Origin of the sequence: Chryseobacterium sp. ISL-6 (genome assembly GCF_018613715.1) — a bacterium.
In the GTDB taxonomy this organism is placed as follows: domain Bacteria; phylum Bacteroidota; class Bacteroidia; order Flavobacteriales; family Weeksellaceae; genus Chryseobacterium; species Chryseobacterium paludis.
The window spans coordinates 222,438-237,436 of record NZ_JAGGPT010000001.1; the positions used below are offsets into that span (position 1 = coordinate 222,438).

Below are 14,999 nucleotides of genomic sequence, written 5' to 3' on the forward strand. Positions count from 1 at the left end.
CGAAGCAGAAAGTTTTGCAAACCTAATTAAAATTAAAATATTGAGCATTTATGGAATAGAATTTAACCGTTTTTTAACGGTTGAGCGTATTTATGGTTCTATATTTTAATCAATTTGCTTTTGTAAAGTTTTTAAACTAATGCAACAAAGTTGCATTAGTTTGTTTTTTTTTAATACTTTTGCTTTTTATTAAAATAGGGTTTCTTTTAAAGTTGAAACTAAGTTTTAAACTAATCACGGTTAAATATGATGTATATGAACTTTAGATTTATTCTGTCAGTATTAGGTGTTTTTATTATTTCCACAGTAAAAGCACAGGATGGAGAAGCAACGGGAAGAGTATTTTTTGAAAACGGAGGATCTTCAGATACTGAAGTAATATTAAAAGATACACAGACAAAAACAACCACCGATAAAAACGGAAATTATACGATTAAAAATATAGTTCCGGGAAATTATAAACTTTTAATTAAAGCTAAAGGATATGAAAATATGGAGCAGGAAGTTTCCATAGAGAAAAAGCATACCGTGATTCCAAATATTTTATTGATCCGCGACAGTAATAAAATTGATGAAGTAGTGATAACAGGAGTTTCAAAAGAAACTTTAATTAAAGAGAATCCAGTTGCTATTATAAGTATTTCTTCCAAACAGATTGAAAAGACGATAGCTACTAATATTATCAGTTCTTTGGTAAAATCAGCTCCGGGTCTGAGTGTGGTAGAGACAGGACCTAATATTTCCAAACCTTTTATCAGAGGACTGGGATATAACCGTGTATTAACACTCTATGATGGAATACGGCAAGAAGGTCAGCAATGGGGAGATGAGCACGGTATAGAAGTAGCTCCTTATATAGTTGAGCGTGCAGAAGTGATAAAAGGACCTGCCAGTTTGATGTTTGGTTCTGATGCACTGGCTGGTGTCGTTAGCCTATTTCCTCATATTCCTACTCAGGATGATGGTATTATTCATGGAAAAATAACCAGCGAGTATCAGGGTAATAATAGTCTTATAGGAAATGGGATGCAATTTGATTATAAGAAGAATTCTTTCATAGCCTCATTAAATGCTTCTTATAGAATGGCAAAAAACTATAGAAATTCTATGGATGGGAGAGTATATAATACCAATTTTGAGGAAAAGAACTTTTCCTTTCTATTAGGACGTAAAACAAGAACCAGCTTTTCGAAACTTAATTTTACACTATATGATAATCTTCAGGGGATACCAGATGGTAGTCGTGACGCTAAGACCGGAAAATTTACATATCAGGTGGGAGAGGGTGAAGATGATGATGTAGAAAAAAGACCCATTGTTTCAGAGAGAGAACTCAATTCATATGCTCTTTCACCTTTACATCAGAGAATTCAGCATTACCGACTTTATGCGCAGCATACTCAACAAATTGGAAAAGGAGACCTGGATGTTCAGCTTGCTTTGCAGAAAAATATCCGTAGGGAATATAATCACCCGACTTTACCTTCCCAGCCGGGAATGTATGTTCAGCTTAATACTTTAAATTATGGAGTCCGCTATAATTTTCCCAAGTTTTCTTCTTTTGAAATTTCTGCAGGTGTTAACGGAATGATGCAAAATAATAAAAACAAATCTGCCACGGATTTTCCTATTCCTGATTATGACTTAAGTGAAGGTGGTGTCTACGCTTATGCCAAATGGAAATATAAGAGATTGAACATCAGTGGTGGTGCCCGTTATGACATCCGAAATGTCAGGTGGAATAATTTCTATGTACAGACCAATCCGGTAAACCAGTTTGAAGAACAGGCTACTCAGGTATCTTCTCATGCTGAATTGAGATTTCCATCATACAGCAAAACTTTTGGCGGGGTATCAGCTAGCATAGGATCTGCTTTTCAATTAACAAAACAGATCAGTCTTAAAGCTAATATTGGAAGAAGCTACAGGGCACCAAATATTACGGAGATTGGTTCCAATGGACTGGATCCGGGAGCTCATATTATCTATAAAGGAAACAGGGATTTCAATCCTGAATTCTCATTGCAGGAAGATCTGGGGGTAAGTACACGTTTCAAAGATTTCTCAGCAGATGTAAGCTGGTTTAATAATCATATTCAGAATTATATCTATCTTTCATTACTAGTAGACGGACAAGGAAATCCTCTTGTCGACGCTCAGGGAAATAAGACCTATCAGTATCAGCAGGCCTCTGCTCAACTTTATGGTATGGAAGCATGGCTATCACTACATCCGGAAAAATGGAAAGGATTTAACTTTGAAACCAGTCTGTCTCTTATTTATGGATTTAACCGTGATAAGATGTTTAAAAGTAAAGGAAATAACGGAGAGCATCTTCCTTTGATTTCTCCGCTAAAACTATCCAGTAGCATATCACAGAAAATAGCTACCCGATCAAAAGTCTTTTCATCCATGACTCCTACAGCGGACGTGGAATTTTCAGCAGCACAAAACAGATATTTGGGTTTGAATGATACAGAAACGGCAACAAAAGATTATACTTTAGTTAATATAGGGATCTCTGTTAACATGAACTATTCTGAAAACCATTCTGCAGTCCTATTGCTTCAGGTGAATAATGTGTTCGATCGTGCTTATCAATCACATCTTAGCAGACTAAAGTATTTGGGAAATATTTATAATATGGGAAGAAATGTGTCGTTGAAACTTATTGTTCCTTTTTAAGTTGGAACTTAAGAACAAAAAAGGTGGCTGAAGCTCTCAAAACCACCTTTTTTATTTTATTTTTTGACTAATATTTTCTCGGTTGCTTTTTTACTAAGGACCTCTCTTTTTCCTTCAATTTCTATAGTGACAGATTTGTCAAAGTTTTCGATTTTTATGATCTTAATTCTGGTATTCAGCAGTAACTTTCTTTCTGTAAGATAACTTAAAAAAGCATCATCAGATAATGTGACAGAAGCAAAAATTACAGTTTCACCAACTTCACAATTGCTTAATTTCTGCAAATCCTGAGCGATGATATTGCCATCTTTATCAGGAATAGGTTCTCCATGAGGATCGAATTTTGGATAATCTAAAATTTCATCCATTTTATCAAAAAAGACCTGAGAATGTACATGCTCCAGCTGTTCTGCAATTTCATGAACATTTTCCCAGCCGAAGTTCATCTTTTTTACCAGGAACATTTCTGTAAGCCTGTGCTTGCGAACCACCAAAGCAGCCTCCCGTTTTCCTTTATCAGTGACACGAAGGGGTTTGTAGGTCTCATAAATTACCCAGCTCTTTTCTGCAAATTTCTTCATCATATTATTAACGCTTGGCATTTTTACATTTAGAAATTTGCTGAGTTCGTTAATTGTTACTTTACCTTCATTATCAACCAAATGAAACAAAGCTTTCAGATAATTTTCTTCTGTTAATGTTGTTTTCAAAATGTTAGATGATTTTAACTACAAATCTAACAAAATTTTGTGAAAATTTTATGCTTGTTCCTTTAAGTTTTTTTAATTTTGTCTTATGAAATTTTCTTTTAAAAACGATTACTCAGAGGGGTGTCACCCTAATATATTACAAGCACTTTTACAATCTAACCTTGAACAGGAAGCTGGCTATGGAGAGGATAGATATTGTTTAGAAGCTAAAGAATTGATCAGAGAAAAGATAGGCCGTAAAGATTCTGAAATTTATTTTGTTTCTGGAGGAACACAAGCAAACCTGATTGTTATTTCTTCGATTTTAAGACCTTATCAAGCGGCTATTTCTGCTGCTACCGGACATATATTAAATAATGAAGCTGGTGCTATTGAGGCAACGGGGCATAAGATCTTAAGTATTGATACTGAAGATGGTAAATTAAGACCATCAGATATTATTCCTGTATTGGAAGGACATAGCAATGTTCCGCATCAGGTGATGCCTAAGCTGGTTTATATTTCAAATTCTACTGAATTAGGAACAACCTATAATAGGAAGGAATTGGAATATCTTTCCAGTTTTTGTAAGCAGAATAACTTATATCTGTTCATGGATGGGGCAAGATTAGGTCATGGATTAACAGCTGAAACTAGTGATCTGACTTTAGAAAAAATAGCGGAATTAACTGATATTTTCTATTTAGGTGGAACTAAAAATGGAGCATTAATAGGAGAGGCGATTGTGATCAATAACCCTGTTCTTAAGGAGAATTTTGGTTTTAGCATTAAACAAAAAGGAGCCATGTTGGCTAAAGGAAGACTTCTTGGAATTCAGTTTTTAGAACTGATGAAAAATGATCTTTATTTTGATCTGGCGAAACATGCTAATCAGCAGGCTATGAAAATAAAAAATGCTTTACAGGAAAGGGGAGCTTCTTTTCTTTCTGATTCGTATACCAATCAGATATTTCCTGTTTTAAATAATGATCTGATTGAGATCCTGGCGGAGAAATTTGAATTTTATGTGTGGAAAAAAATAGATGATCAATCTTCTGCTATACGGTTAATAACCTCCTGGAATACTTCTGATAAAGGGGTAGATGATTTTATAGAAACTATTAAAAACAACTAAGAATTATAAATAAAAAACAGCCTTTTAAAAGCTGTTTTTTTATTTTTTTATACGAGAGGTTAATCCTGCGGGTGTGGTTGAAGTATTTTTTTTATGCCTTCAACAACTTCATCTTCAAGACGTTTGATCTTATCTTTTTTCATTCTGATATAAATAGCAATCGGAAATTGGAATATTAAATAAACAATAGGCATGTCGTTGTTGGTTTGTGTAGTTACCATACCTGTTTCGGGATTGGCATTTATTTTTACATTTCCTGTAATTGTAAAACCACTGGTACGCACCTGTAATGCTCCAAAACTTGTCTGAATTTTATATTGAGGAAATGTTTTCCTTAAATCTTCAATAAATTCTTTTTTTGAAAACGGACTGAATAGTAAACTCTGCATAAATTGTATTTAGTTATGATTCCTATGAATGAAGTTCTTGTATAGCAAATACTATGCTGAAATATTTCATTACTGTATGAATAATAACGAAAAATATTTTATTTTAATCCTTTTGAGACAATAGCGCAATCTGCTGTTTCCATTTTTGGACCATCTTTATAAGTGATCTTCTTTTCATCAGCGTATTTACTTTGTGAACCCTCTTCTTTATGGTCACCAATTCCTTCGATCAAAGCATTATCTTTTTGAATGAAGAAAATATCGCGTTTGCTTTTTGAACCTTCAGACTGAAATTCATAGGTTAGTTTTAAAGTATCACCTGATTTGAAGCCTGTTATTTCTCCTGTAGAACCGTCTTTCTCACTGTTTTTGTACGATAATTTACCGGAAATTGTTCCCAGATTATCATCAATAGAAGCAAAAACACTGTCTTTACCAATCACCCCTAAATAACAAAATGACTTAGGACCTAATGTATCAACAACAGCTTCAGTAGTTGCAGTGGAATCTATATTCACTTTTGGAGTTACATTTTCTGCTTTTTTATTACAATTCATTAAAAAAACTGACAATGAACCCAACACAATTAATTTTTTCATATCCTTAGTATTATATTAAATCAAATTTCAATTTTGCTAAAATAGCAATAGTATTTAAATCAAAGATACATTTATTGTAAATAAAATTTCATCAAAAAAGTATTGAAAATACTTGTGTATATCATAATTTCTCTAATTGCTGAGAATCGTTTAAAAAAAATATTTGTGAATATTTATTCGTACAGAGGAAAATAATTTAGGCACAGAAAGTGCTTATAAAATGGTATTAAAAAAGGTCTATGTACAAAATTTTTGAAATCTTAACTGTTGTTTTATTTTTCTGTGGAATTAATTTATTAAGATCGCAGACGCCACAAAATTATATTTACACTTCCTCCGGGGATTTAGAGCAAATAGAAAAAATGATCAGCCGAAAAGATATAGGTGGTGTCCAAATTGTTTATAACTGGAAATCCTTAGAAACTGAAAAAGATGTTTACGATTTTTCAAGAATTGAGAAGGATCTTGATTATTTGACAAAATTAGACAGAAAATTATTTATTCAGCTACAGGATAGATTTTTTGAACCTCAGGCAAGATATGTTCCGGATTATATTTTAAAAGATAAAGAATATAACGGCGGACTGGTTCCTCAATATGATAACCCAGGTGAAAATAAACCAATAGGAAATGGATGGGCTACCCAACAATGGAATTCAGAGGTTCGGAAGAGATTTCAAAAACTGATAGGAGAGTTGGCTAAAAAGTTCGATGGAAAAATTCAGGGAATCAATTTACCAGAGACTGCCATTGATATCGATATGAAAAAAGATAAAACAGGATTTAGTTGTGATTCTTATTTTCAGGCCGAGCTTGATAATCTGAAGTTTGCACGAAGCGCTTTCTCAAAATCTTATGTTTTACAATATGTCAATTTTTTCCCTTGTGAATGGGAAAATGATCATCAATATATGTCAAGGCTGTTTGAGTTTGCAAAAGAAAATAATATAGGCTTGGGAGGACCGGATATTGTTCCCAATAAAAATGCACAGATGAAAAACTCTTATCCTTTCTTTAATAAATATAAGGGAAAACTTCCTTTAGTAGCGATGGCTGTACAGGAACCAACACTTACCTATAAAAATCCCAAGACTAAAAAGCCTTTTACAAAAGAGGAATTTGTAATGTATGCAGAAAATTATTTGGGCGTGAATATTATCTTTTGGAGTGTAGAATCGCCATGGCTGAAAGTAGGAAAGACTAAAGAATAGAGTGGGTTTTAATAGACCGTATTTATTTAAAATTTTTTGTCTCGCAGATTTTACAGATGGCGCAGATCCTTTTTCTTTGAAAAATAAATCTGCTGAATCCGCTAAATCTGCGAGCGATAAAAATATTTGGTAGTAGATAAAATGTTAAATTCTAAATTTTGAATTTTAAAATTAGAAATATTTAACAATCAAATGTCTTAATTCAAAATCCACATTTGAGATCTAGAATCCTTCACACCCTCAAAGATCCACGAAAACCTCTCGCAGCATAATAGGAGTCTGCTCCGTTGTGGTACATGAAAACTTTATTGTAACGGCGGTCGCAAAAGATTGCTCCTCCTAATTCACGAATGTCGGAAGGTGTTTTTACCCAGCTTGAGGTTTTCAGATCGAACTTTCCTAATTCCTGAAGTTGACGGTATTCATCTTCGGTTAACAGTTCGATTCCCATTTCTGAAGCTTTGTCAATTGCATTACTTTCCGGTTTATTGGCTTTTCTGGACTCCCAGGCCTGATAATCATAGCACAAGCTTCTACGCTTTGGACTCTCTGGAGAACAGTCGAAGAAAATATATTCGTTTGTTTTTTTATCAAAACCTACAACATCGGGTTCGCCTTCAGTTTCTTCCATTTCGTTTAAAGACCAAAGCTTTTCGGAATTGGCTTCTAATTTTGTCTGGATTTTGTTCCAGTCGAGATCTTTATGACGATTCATATTTTTCTCAAAACGAATTTTTAAAACTTTTAAAAGTTCCCGACTTTGTTCCGATGAGATTTTTTTATTTTTTTTCATAAGAATAGTTTGTGGTGGTAGTTTTATACTGAATGTATTTAAATTATTTTTCTTTCTGCTGGCCTAAAATACCAGGATATTACAGTAAGAACAAGAAGTAATAATGATGCGAATATTTTACTAAAGTTATGATCTGAAGCTAGGTGAGAGATAATAGCTCCTGACATCACAAAGAAAAATCCAGCGTATGCCCATTCTTTTAGTAAAGGACGCTTTGGAATGAGAATGGCAATGACACCCAGAATTTTCCAGACTCCGATAATGGTCATTAAATAAACTGGAAATCCTAAACTTGTAAAGTTTTCTACTTCATCCTTGTGTTTTAATAGCTGAACAGCAGCAGTAGATACCATTCCTAATGCCAGCCATAGTGTAAAAATCCAGTAGATGATTTTATTTCTTTTTTGAGATTGCGTTTGTGTTTGTACTTGTGTTGTTTGTGTCTGTGTTTCCATGATATTGTGATTTGAACATTAGTCATTAAGTCCTTTACCGGCAAGAATTTGAGGAATGCATTTTTCAATTCTCGCTTCGCGGGTTTTGGATTGTTTAGGTGAAGAAAAATGGAGTAGGTAGGCCCTTTGCCTTCCGGGAGTTAAAGCCTCAAAAGCGGATTTTAATTCTGAATTATGATCCAGTGTATGCTGAAATTCTTCAGGCATTTCAAATTGCTTTGTTTCTTTCAGTATAACTTTTAAGCCTGCTTTTTCTACTTCAAGTGCTTGATACATATAAGTTTTAAGTACCTTTTCCAGATCAGCGATTTCCTTAAGATTGGTAAATCGAATCTGTCTTGCAGCTTGCACGTTTTCAGATTGAAGGATCAGAATGTTATGAGTGTCGTTCAATAAAGCACCTTTAAAAAAGAGTAGGGCGCAGTATTCTTTAAAGCCATGGATCAGAAATATATTTTTCCCATGGTAGGTATAACAGGGACATCCCCATTTTAATTCCTCTTCAAGTCCTGTGTCTAAAGCAATTGTTCTTAATTTTTCAAATTCTTTCTGCCGTTGTTTGGCTGTTTCAAAGAAGAAGTCAACTTTTGGATTCATGGTGTTTTGAGTTATGAGTTACGAGGTTCGGGCGTTGCTGTGTATTTTAAATTTCATCCCTTGATTGTCATTTATGCCTAATTTTAAAATTTAAAATTCAGCTTCTGTCTTTCCATCTTTTAATTTTTAAAAACCTCCTGCAATCTATTATGTGCCATATTAAGTCCTTGTGCAAATGGTAATTTCAGCATTTGGTCTCTGTAATCGACTGATTTATAGATTACGTTGATGGTGAGTTTGCTGGTGTTATCAGTTAGTTTTTCAAAATTAAGAAATTCAAACTGGGGTGGGAAAGGAGCATCATTCATTTCAAAAGTCCGTGTGATTTGCTGATTGGGAATGATGTCGTGAATAGTTCCATGTGCACGAAATACTACGTTTCCATTGGGATCAGAAGTTTCAAACTGATAACCACCATGTTGTTTATTTTCAAGTTTTAAGACTTTTGTTCCCATCCATTGTTCTACAATTTCCGGTTCTGTATATGCTTTAAAGAGCAACTCTACAGGAAGATCAAATTCTCTGGTTATCTGTATTTCCTGTTTGTTGTCTTCAGCGTGAATTTTTGTTTTGAGTTCCATATTTTTTTAGTTTTGGTGTTACGAGCTACGGTGTTTCGGATTCAAGTTTGAGAGTGTGAGTTACGGGTTCTGGGTTTTGGTATTTCAAAATCTAAAATTCAAAATTTAGAATTTAACTCCCACCTATAACCTTTTACCCTTGATACTTTTTCATTATATCCTCCAGTTTATTAAATCGGTCATCCCACATTTTGCGGAAAGGTTCTATAAAGTCTGCGATTTCTTTCATTTTATTTGGATTTAGGTGATAGATCATTTCGCGGCCATTTTGTTCCTGCGTCAGTAATTCACATTCCGTAAGAATCTGAAGATGCTTGGAAACCGTAGGTCTGGCTGTATCAAACTTTGAGGCAATACTTCCGGCTGTCATAGATTGAGTTGCTACCAGCATCAAAATCGCTCTTCGGGTAGGATCTGCTATTGCCTGAAATACATCTCTTCTTAAGTTCATCGTGTAGTTATTTGACTACAAATATATATGAAGTTATTTAACTACGCAAATATTTTTATGATAAATTGTTGGTTTTTAATGGAAAACCTCTTGCAATATGTATTGCAAGAGGGTATTAATATCATTTAAAATAAATTATTTTAATTATTTTTCTTCCATAAGTCTCTCCAATCTTGTCATCATCTCATCTTTTTCCTTCAACATTCTTTCGTATAGTTCGATTTTTTCTTCATGAAGTTTAATAATTTGATCAATAGGATAAAAGGTAGGATTATACTGTATAACAGCACTTTGATCATGGTTATTAATTGTACTTGCAATAATATTCACAGCCTGTTCTTCATCAAAATTCTCAATGGCTTCAGTCGGGATTTTCAAAATCTTAGCAACATGTTCTAAGATATCTGATTCTACAGTTTCTTTCTGTTCGAGAAGGGAAATTTTCTTTTGATTCCAATCATCACCTAATTCAAAAGCTAAGGCTTCCTGTTTAATACCTAACATTTCACGGAAACGTTTGATATTTCGGCCCTGATGTATTTTTTTAGTTTGCATATCTGTGTTTGTCATAATAACAAATATAGAATTTTAAGTTTGAAGAATAAAGTGTTCCTGGTATAATTATCCTTCTGAATTATCCATTACAGTGAATAAGTTATCCTTTATCCAACTTGAATATCTAAGGTCTTAATCTTTCTTTTACAGGACAAAAACACGGATATGAAAAAACCAGAAGCGAATAATAGTAAAAATAAACAAGTTCGTGACCGTAACCTTACAGTTTCCCATAAGTCATTTGAAAGATCTTACCATCGGCAGGTTTTCTTTCCTGAGATCAGGATAGCAGGGAAGTGGGTTCTGGAATGCGGCTTTGAACCCGGTGACAGGGTAGTTGTGAAGGTTCAGAGAAATCAGATTATTCTCAAAAAGCAACTATAGAAAGTTCATAAGAAAACCTCCTGTTTGCGGAGGTTTTGCAAATTATTATAGTATTGAAATATTTATTTCATCCTTTGCATAGAGAAAGTCATTTTTTTCGTTTTTCCATTTTTTGTCGCTGAAATTTCAGCGATCAAAGCATCAGAATCGATCTTTTTATAGGAAATGATTTGTGGGAAATCATGTTGCAGATTTTCAAAAATTAAATGCGAAGGATCTGGATTGATGTTTGAAGCGAAACTAACAGGTAGTTCATTATTTTGGCCAGATACACTTACAATATAATATAGTTTTTCTTCTTTTTCTACTAAACGAACGCTTTCGGAGAAGATCGTATCTTTTTTATTTAAATAATAACTTTTTCCATAGAACTCTGTGTCGTTCTTTTTGCTCCAGGTTTCGTAAAGATTTCCTTTGGGAGTTTTCGTTACCCAGGTTCCGATTAGCCATTCGAATTTTTTAAGTTCGTTACTGGGTTCATGTTTCCAGCTGCCGAAAATAATCGCCGAAATAATGGTAAAAATGAGTGTTGTCTTCATTGTCAATATTTTTTATACGGACAAAGTTCAACATTTACATAGGTACAAAATTGTAAAAATGCGACAGTCTATTCTGTTCTATAAAATAGAGAGGACATTTTCAGACTTTCACCATAAAATTCTTTTGGAGTCAATCCTGTAAATTCTTTAAAATCTTTTATAAAATGAGCTTGGTCATAGTAATCGGCATCATAAGCCAGAGTAGTAAGGCTGGTGAATTCTTTATTCAGGAGTAGTTTTAGAATCGATTGAAGTCTGATCGTTTTGGAAAGCTGCTTGGGGCTTAGGCCAATAGTCATGGAAAACTTACGCTCCAACTGCCTTCGATTGATATTGATGCGTTTAGAGAGTTCATTAATAGGCATCTGTCCATTCGCGGTTAATATAGTATCAACTGTGGATTGCACGATCTTGTCGATGGTCTCCATATTTAATCTGTTGAGTAGGAACAATTCAACAGCAGCTATTTTTTCTTCTGTTGTTTTTGCTTGTAAAACATTTCTCTCTAATTCGGTTCCATCAGTTCCAAAGATTTTTTCCAGGGAAATGGCTTTGTTATCCATCTCTTTTATTGGAATTGTTGCAAATGGTAGGAAACCATCATAGTGAAAGCGAACAGAAAAAATACCCGTAACTCCGGTTGGTTCTATTTTGAGGGGTTGGGTAAGCTGGCCAAAAACACAACTTCTTGGCTGAACAACGTTTTCGCCATTTTCCAGATATTGTCTGTATAAATCGCCATAATGAAAAATCATTTCCATGCAACCATCAGGAACAATGGTCTGCTGTTGTGGGTTTTCGTCTTTGGGACTTTCCATGATCCAGTAACACTTTATGAGCGGTGCCAAATCCAGCTGGGGTTGAAAGGTTTGATAATTCATGGATGGTATATTGGATTAAATTATTCCAAAAAGGACATTTAAATATAAATAAATTTACTCTATGATTCTATAGAGTAGCAGAAGTTACTATTTATCGTTATTTTAATTCGATAAATCTCATCATTAAACCCAGGAAAAGTGTAGTATAGAGGTAATAATATTTATCACTTTTTTGTGATTTAAATTAAAACCCTCTTATCATAATAACAAGAGGGTTTTAGATATTATTTTTTTCTAATCGATATTAATGTCTGCAAAATAACAGAAGTAATGATCAGTAGAAGTCCTATATAAAAGGCCATGTTAACCTGTTTGCTTTCATTAAAGAATAAAAAAGCCATGATAATAGCATACACGGGCTCTAAATTGAAGGTTAGATTAACTGTAAATGCTGGAATCTTCTTTAAAACCTCCGCAAATATAACATATAAGCCAACTGTACAGAAAAGCCCGAGAATGATCAGATAACCAGTATCTTTCAAATTCGGAATAACACTTTCTACAGGGAAAAAGTATAAATAAACCGGTAGGATAGCTCCTAAAAAAACCGTTCCGCCAATCATCTGATAATAATTAATTACTTTGGTATCATAACGATGAACCAAACGCTTATTGAAAATGGTATATAAAGCGCCAATGGCAGATGAAACAACACCCAGACCAATTCCCAATTGATAAGATGCATCAAAATGAAAGATCAGACTGATTCCTAAAAGTGTAAAAGTACTGAGTAGCAATTCGGAAACTTTGAATTTCTCCCGATCGATCAATGGTTTAAATATAGCCGTGAAGAAACTTGTCAGGCAATAACAAACCACACCAATTGAAATATTGGAATACTTAATACTGGCATAGAAAAATAACCAGTGCAAAGTAATCAACAGTCCAACTTTGGCTATATTGACTTTTTCCCGATTTGAAATCGTATAACGGATTCTCAGCGATTTTAAAATCAGGAATAAAATAATGGCAGAAAATAGTAACCGGTACCAAACCAGCAGACCTTCATTCAGAGATATGAGTTTTCCGAATATACCTGTAAACCCAGCCAGTATGACGGCCAGATGTAATAATACATATGATTTTTTCATGAGACAATTTGCCTGTCTGTGAAGACAAAGATTTTTAATTAATATTTAATAGAATCTGAAGCATTAGAAAACAACCGATAATATATTATCAGCGTCAATACTTCAGGTATACTTTAGAAATATTAAAATCCTGGAGGAGGCAAACAGCTTGAATGGTTCATATTGAATTATATTAAAACAAATATAGGAAATATCCTTTTATTTCTACATATGAAATACGTTATAGGTATGGCCATCCGGATCAGCAAATACGAATCCATAATAATTATCTCCAAAGCTTTCAGGTTTTGAAACAATAGTACCGCCAGCTTTTTCAACTTCTTTGGCCCAGTCATTTACCTGATCTATAGTTTCTGCAGATAGAGTAAAAACGATCTCATGTACTTTTTGGGTATCACAGAATTCTAAAGGCTTTAGATTGGATTCCAAAATATTCTTCAGGAAAAAATGGATGACAAAATCATTTTCACCGAAAAAAAAACTTACCAGCTGATCAGAGGTGTGTGGACCATTAGGTTTAAATCCTAAGTCAGAATAAAATTTGTGTGTTCGTTCCAGATTGGCTACGGCCAGATTTGACCAGATCATTTTAGGCTTCATAATATTTTATTTTTTGGTTAGGATAAAGGTAGCCCGTTTATTAAAAACTAAGATTGCCATAGGACAAGATTTTAATGGCTGAGAATCGGATGTAGAGAAATTGTAAGGAAAATGTGAGCGATAAAGCTCTCCTTTCGGGCTCATTAAAAATCCTATAATTTATATTATGTTAAATTGTATTTATGTTTACTTTTTAATAATTGATTCTGGCCTGCCTATTTCAATGCAAATAAAATAGTTCCACTAATTATCAACACAGCTCCAATTGTGGTCTTTATTGTCAGCGTTTCTTTGAAGAACAACACGGAAAGAATTATGGCAAGAACAACGCTTAATTTATCTACAGCTGCCACTTGTGATATTTTTCCGATTTGCAATGCTTTAAAATAAAACATCCATGACAATCCTGTTGCTATGCCAGACAGAACTAAAAATATAATATTTACTTTTGATAATGAACCAATATTTTTACCCTCACCATTTATAAACACAATACTCCAAACCAGGATAAGAATGATCACAGTTCTTATACCAGTTGCAAGATTAGAGTTAATATTGGACACTCCCATTTTTGCAAAAATGGCTGTAAATGCAGCGAATAAAGCTGATAATAAAGCATAATAGAACCACATATATCTATATATTAAATTCAATTTTAATTATTTATTAACTGAACATTCACTTCCTTGAACTTTGAAAGTATTTTTTGACCATAATCAGTGTAAAATTGATGTGCCCTCAGAAAACTGAAATTCTTTGCCATCCATTCTTCATCGGTATAAATTAAACCAAGGTATTTTTCAAATTCTTGCCTTATTGCTTTTTCATACTTTGGATAATTGGGTCGCGTTAAATGGTACATATCGGCATCACACATTACTTTTTCAATTAATGAGGAAGGTTGAGCAGGATATTTTGTTGATTCTATACAGCTTAAAACAATGTCAATCATTTTTTTTCCGCACCCGAAATTTTCTAAAAAATTCTTTGCTATTTTTTTACTTTCTTCTTCATGACCGGTATATACATTGGCATATCCACAATCATGAAACCATGCTGCAACCTGTAAAACAATTAATTCTTCCTCAGAAAGGTTACTTTGTATGCCAATTTCGCATGCTGCACCTACAACATCATAGGTATGGCCAATACTGTGAAAAGAAAGATTCTCTGAAAGATTTTCGGAAAGAAATAATATAACATAGCTACTTACCGCTTCTACTAAATTATCCATGATCATTTTTAATTAAAATTTATACCTATAGCCAATCCTACAACTTAAGTTTCGTAATAATATTGTCCTGGTTGATATGCAATAATCGGTAACGATTTAGAAGAAATTTCGAATTTTTAAGGAAGTTCTG

At 33.6% G+C, this 14,999-nt stretch carries 19 protein-coding genes; 4 read left to right on the forward strand and 15 right to left on the reverse strand.

Annotated elements, in window-relative coordinates; all coding sequences use genetic code 11:
- Nucleotides 1-255: 255 nt before the first annotated feature.
- Nucleotides 256-2,685: a TonB-dependent receptor gene (locus J7E44_RS01005; protein ID WP_214824599.1), complete on the forward strand. Its 2,430-nt coding sequence runs from the start codon at nt 256-258 to the stop codon at nt 2,683-2,685.
- A 56-nt stretch (nt 2,686-2,741) separates the two neighbouring features.
- On the opposite strand, the gene J7E44_RS01010 is transcribed toward J7E44_RS01005, so the two are convergent.
- Nucleotides 2,742-3,395 carry a metal-dependent transcriptional regulator gene (locus J7E44_RS01010; RefSeq protein WP_214824602.1) on the reverse strand — a complete coding sequence of 218 codons (654 nt, stop codon included), beginning with the start codon at nt 3,393-3,395 and terminating at the stop codon, nt 2,742-2,744.
- An 85-nt stretch (nt 3,396-3,480) separates the two neighbouring features.
- Here J7E44_RS01010 and J7E44_RS01015 point away from each other — a divergent pair, with 85 nt between their 5' ends.
- Nucleotides 3,481-4,509 carry a threonine aldolase family protein gene (locus J7E44_RS01015; protein ID WP_214824605.1) on the forward strand — a complete coding sequence of 343 codons (1,029 nt, stop codon included), beginning with the start codon at nt 3,481-3,483 and terminating at the stop codon, nt 4,507-4,509.
- A gap of 59 nt (nt 4,510-4,568) precedes the next feature.
- Here the strand turns inward: J7E44_RS01015 and J7E44_RS01020 are convergent, their stop codons facing one another.
- Together J7E44_RS01020 and J7E44_RS01025 are read right to left on the reverse strand one after the other, a co-directional pair.
- A complete protein-coding gene (locus J7E44_RS01020; RefSeq protein WP_214824607.1) occupies nt 4,569-4,898 on the reverse strand; it encodes a hypothetical protein in 330 nt (109 codons plus the stop codon).
- A gap of 98 nt (nt 4,899-4,996) precedes the next feature.
- Nucleotides 4,997-5,497: a hypothetical protein gene (locus tag J7E44_RS01025; protein WP_214824609.1), complete on the reverse strand. Its 501-nt coding sequence runs from the start codon at nt 5,495-5,497 to the stop codon at nt 4,997-4,999.
- A gap of 239 nt (nt 5,498-5,736) precedes the next feature.
- Here J7E44_RS01025 and J7E44_RS01030 point away from each other — a divergent pair, with 239 nt between their 5' ends.
- Nucleotides 5,737-6,708 (forward strand): hypothetical protein, encoded by a 972-nt coding sequence (locus J7E44_RS01030; RefSeq protein WP_214824610.1) that lies wholly within the window; start codon nt 5,737-5,739, stop codon nt 6,706-6,708.
- Between the two features lie 232 nt (nt 6,709-6,940).
- Here J7E44_RS01030 and J7E44_RS01035 read toward each other — a convergent pair whose 3' ends face one another.
- The 6 genes from J7E44_RS01035 to J7E44_RS01060 all read right to left on the reverse strand — a co-directional run bounded on the left by J7E44_RS01035 (nt 6,941) and on the right by J7E44_RS01060 (nt 10,155).
- Nucleotides 6,941-7,501 (reverse strand): DUF4256 domain-containing protein, encoded by a 561-nt coding sequence (locus tag J7E44_RS01035; RefSeq protein ID WP_214824611.1) that lies wholly within the window; start codon nt 7,499-7,501, stop codon nt 6,941-6,943.
- A gap of 38 nt (nt 7,502-7,539) precedes the next feature.
- Complete coding sequence (locus tag J7E44_RS01040) at nt 7,540-7,956, reverse strand: DoxX family protein (RefSeq protein WP_214824612.1); 417 nt, start codon at nt 7,954-7,956, stop codon at nt 7,540-7,542.
- 18 nt (nt 7,957-7,974) lie between these two features.
- Complete coding sequence (locus J7E44_RS01045; RefSeq protein WP_214824623.1) at nt 7,975-8,553, reverse strand: YdeI/OmpD-associated family protein; 579 nt, start codon at nt 8,551-8,553, stop codon at nt 7,975-7,977.
- Nucleotides 8,554-8,672: 119 nt separating this feature from the next.
- Nucleotides 8,673-9,134 (reverse strand): SRPBCC family protein, encoded by a 462-nt coding sequence (locus J7E44_RS01050; RefSeq protein WP_214824626.1) that lies wholly within the window; start codon nt 9,132-9,134, stop codon nt 8,673-8,675.
- 133 nt (nt 9,135-9,267) lie between these two features.
- On the reverse strand, nt 9,268-9,585 hold the full coding sequence (locus tag J7E44_RS01055) for an ArsR/SmtB family transcription factor (RefSeq protein WP_214824629.1): 318 nt from the start codon (nt 9,583-9,585) through the stop codon (nt 9,268-9,270).
- Nucleotides 9,586-9,729: 144 nt separating this feature from the next.
- On the reverse strand, nt 9,730-10,155 hold the full coding sequence (locus J7E44_RS01060) for a helix-turn-helix domain-containing protein (protein WP_214824632.1): 426 nt from the start codon (nt 10,153-10,155) through the stop codon (nt 9,730-9,732).
- A 150-nt stretch (nt 10,156-10,305) separates the two neighbouring features.
- Here J7E44_RS01060 and J7E44_RS01065 point away from each other — a divergent pair, with 150 nt between their 5' ends.
- The gene (locus J7E44_RS01065; protein ID WP_214824634.1) at nt 10,306-10,524 is read left to right on the forward strand and encodes a SymE family type I addiction module toxin; all 219 of its coding nucleotides are present in this window, start codon (nt 10,306-10,308) and stop codon (nt 10,522-10,524) included.
- A gap of 62 nt (nt 10,525-10,586) precedes the next feature.
- On the opposite strand, the gene J7E44_RS01070 is transcribed toward J7E44_RS01065, so the two are convergent.
- From J7E44_RS01070 to J7E44_RS01095, 6 genes are all read right to left on the reverse strand, one after another.
- Nucleotides 10,587-11,063 (reverse strand): DUF6265 family protein, encoded by a 477-nt coding sequence (locus J7E44_RS01070; RefSeq protein ID WP_214824636.1) that lies wholly within the window; start codon nt 11,061-11,063, stop codon nt 10,587-10,589.
- 68 nt (nt 11,064-11,131) lie between these two features.
- Entirely contained in the window at nt 11,132-11,944 is an 813-nt protein-coding gene (locus J7E44_RS01075; protein ID WP_214824637.1) for a helix-turn-helix domain-containing protein, read from the reverse strand.
- Nucleotides 11,945-12,168: 224 nt separating this feature from the next.
- Nucleotides 12,169-13,035, reverse strand: coding sequence for a DMT family transporter (locus J7E44_RS01080; protein WP_214824638.1), 867 nt, complete (start codon nt 13,033-13,035; stop codon nt 12,169-12,171).
- 204 nt (nt 13,036-13,239) lie between these two features.
- A complete protein-coding gene (locus tag J7E44_RS01085) occupies nt 13,240-13,635 on the reverse strand; it encodes a VOC family protein (RefSeq protein ID WP_214824639.1) in 396 nt (131 codons plus the stop codon).
- A 215-nt stretch (nt 13,636-13,850) separates the two neighbouring features.
- On the reverse strand, nt 13,851-14,267 hold the full coding sequence (locus tag J7E44_RS01090; RefSeq protein ID WP_214826174.1) for an EamA family transporter: 417 nt from the start codon (nt 14,265-14,267) through the stop codon (nt 13,851-13,853).
- A 23-nt stretch (nt 14,268-14,290) separates the two neighbouring features.
- Nucleotides 14,291-14,869 (reverse strand): HD domain-containing protein, encoded by a 579-nt coding sequence (locus J7E44_RS01095; RefSeq protein WP_214824641.1) that lies wholly within the window; start codon nt 14,867-14,869, stop codon nt 14,291-14,293.
- Nucleotides 14,870-14,999: the final 130 nt, after the last annotated feature.

What these genes read in the sequence shown, in the direction of transcription:
- J7E44_RS01030 (WP_214824610.1), top strand. Translation starts at nt 5,737, where the DNA reads ATGTACAAAATTTTTGAAATCTTAACTGTTGTTTTATTTTTCTGTGGA.
- J7E44_RS01050 (WP_214824626.1), bottom strand. Translation starts at nt 9,134, where the DNA reads ATGGAACTCAAAACAAAAATTCACGCTGAAGACAACAAACAGGAAATA.
- J7E44_RS01075 (WP_214824637.1), bottom strand. Translation starts at nt 11,944, where the DNA reads ATGAATTATCAAACCTTTCAACCCCAGCTGGATTTGGCACCGCTCATA.
- J7E44_RS01085 (WP_214824639.1), bottom strand. Translation starts at nt 13,635, where the DNA reads ATGAAGCCTAAAATGATCTGGTCAAATCTGGCCGTAGCCAATCTGGAA.
- J7E44_RS01090 (WP_214826174.1), bottom strand. Translation starts at nt 14,267, where the DNA reads ATGTGGTTCTATTATGCTTTATTATCAGCTTTATTCGCTGCATTTACA.
- J7E44_RS01060 (WP_214824632.1), bottom strand. Translation starts at nt 10,155, where the DNA reads ATGACAAACACAGATATGCAAACTAAAAAAATACATCAGGGCCGAAAT.
- J7E44_RS01055 (WP_214824629.1), bottom strand. Translation starts at nt 9,585, where the DNA reads ATGAACTTAAGAAGAGATGTATTTCAGGCAATAGCAGATCCTACCCGA.
- J7E44_RS01040 (WP_214824612.1), bottom strand. Translation starts at nt 7,956, where the DNA reads ATGGAAACACAGACACAAACAACACAAGTACAAACACAAACGCAATCT.
- J7E44_RS01005 (WP_214824599.1), top strand. Translation starts at nt 256, where the DNA reads ATGAACTTTAGATTTATTCTGTCAGTATTAGGTGTTTTTATTATTTCC.
- J7E44_RS01045 (WP_214824623.1), bottom strand. Translation starts at nt 8,553, where the DNA reads ATGAATCCAAAAGTTGACTTCTTCTTTGAAACAGCCAAACAACGGCAG.
- J7E44_RS01020 (WP_214824607.1), bottom strand. Translation starts at nt 4,898, where the DNA reads ATGCAGAGTTTACTATTCAGTCCGTTTTCAAAAAAAGAATTTATTGAA.
- J7E44_RS01015 (WP_214824605.1), top strand. Translation starts at nt 3,481, where the DNA reads ATGAAATTTTCTTTTAAAAACGATTACTCAGAGGGGTGTCACCCTAAT.
- J7E44_RS01065 (WP_214824634.1), top strand. Translation starts at nt 10,306, where the DNA reads ATGAAAAAACCAGAAGCGAATAATAGTAAAAATAAACAAGTTCGTGAC.
- J7E44_RS01035 (WP_214824611.1), bottom strand. Translation starts at nt 7,501, where the DNA reads ATGAAAAAAAATAAAAAAATCTCATCGGAACAAAGTCGGGAACTTTTA.
- J7E44_RS01025 (WP_214824609.1), bottom strand. Translation starts at nt 5,497, where the DNA reads ATGAAAAAATTAATTGTGTTGGGTTCATTGTCAGTTTTTTTAATGAAT.
- J7E44_RS01095 (WP_214824641.1), bottom strand. Translation starts at nt 14,869, where the DNA reads ATGGATAATTTAGTAGAAGCGGTAAGTAGCTATGTTATATTATTTCTT.
- J7E44_RS01070 (WP_214824636.1), bottom strand. Translation starts at nt 11,063, where the DNA reads ATGAAGACAACACTCATTTTTACCATTATTTCGGCGATTATTTTCGGC.
- J7E44_RS01080 (WP_214824638.1), bottom strand. Translation starts at nt 13,035, where the DNA reads ATGAAAAAATCATATGTATTATTACATCTGGCCGTCATACTGGCTGGG.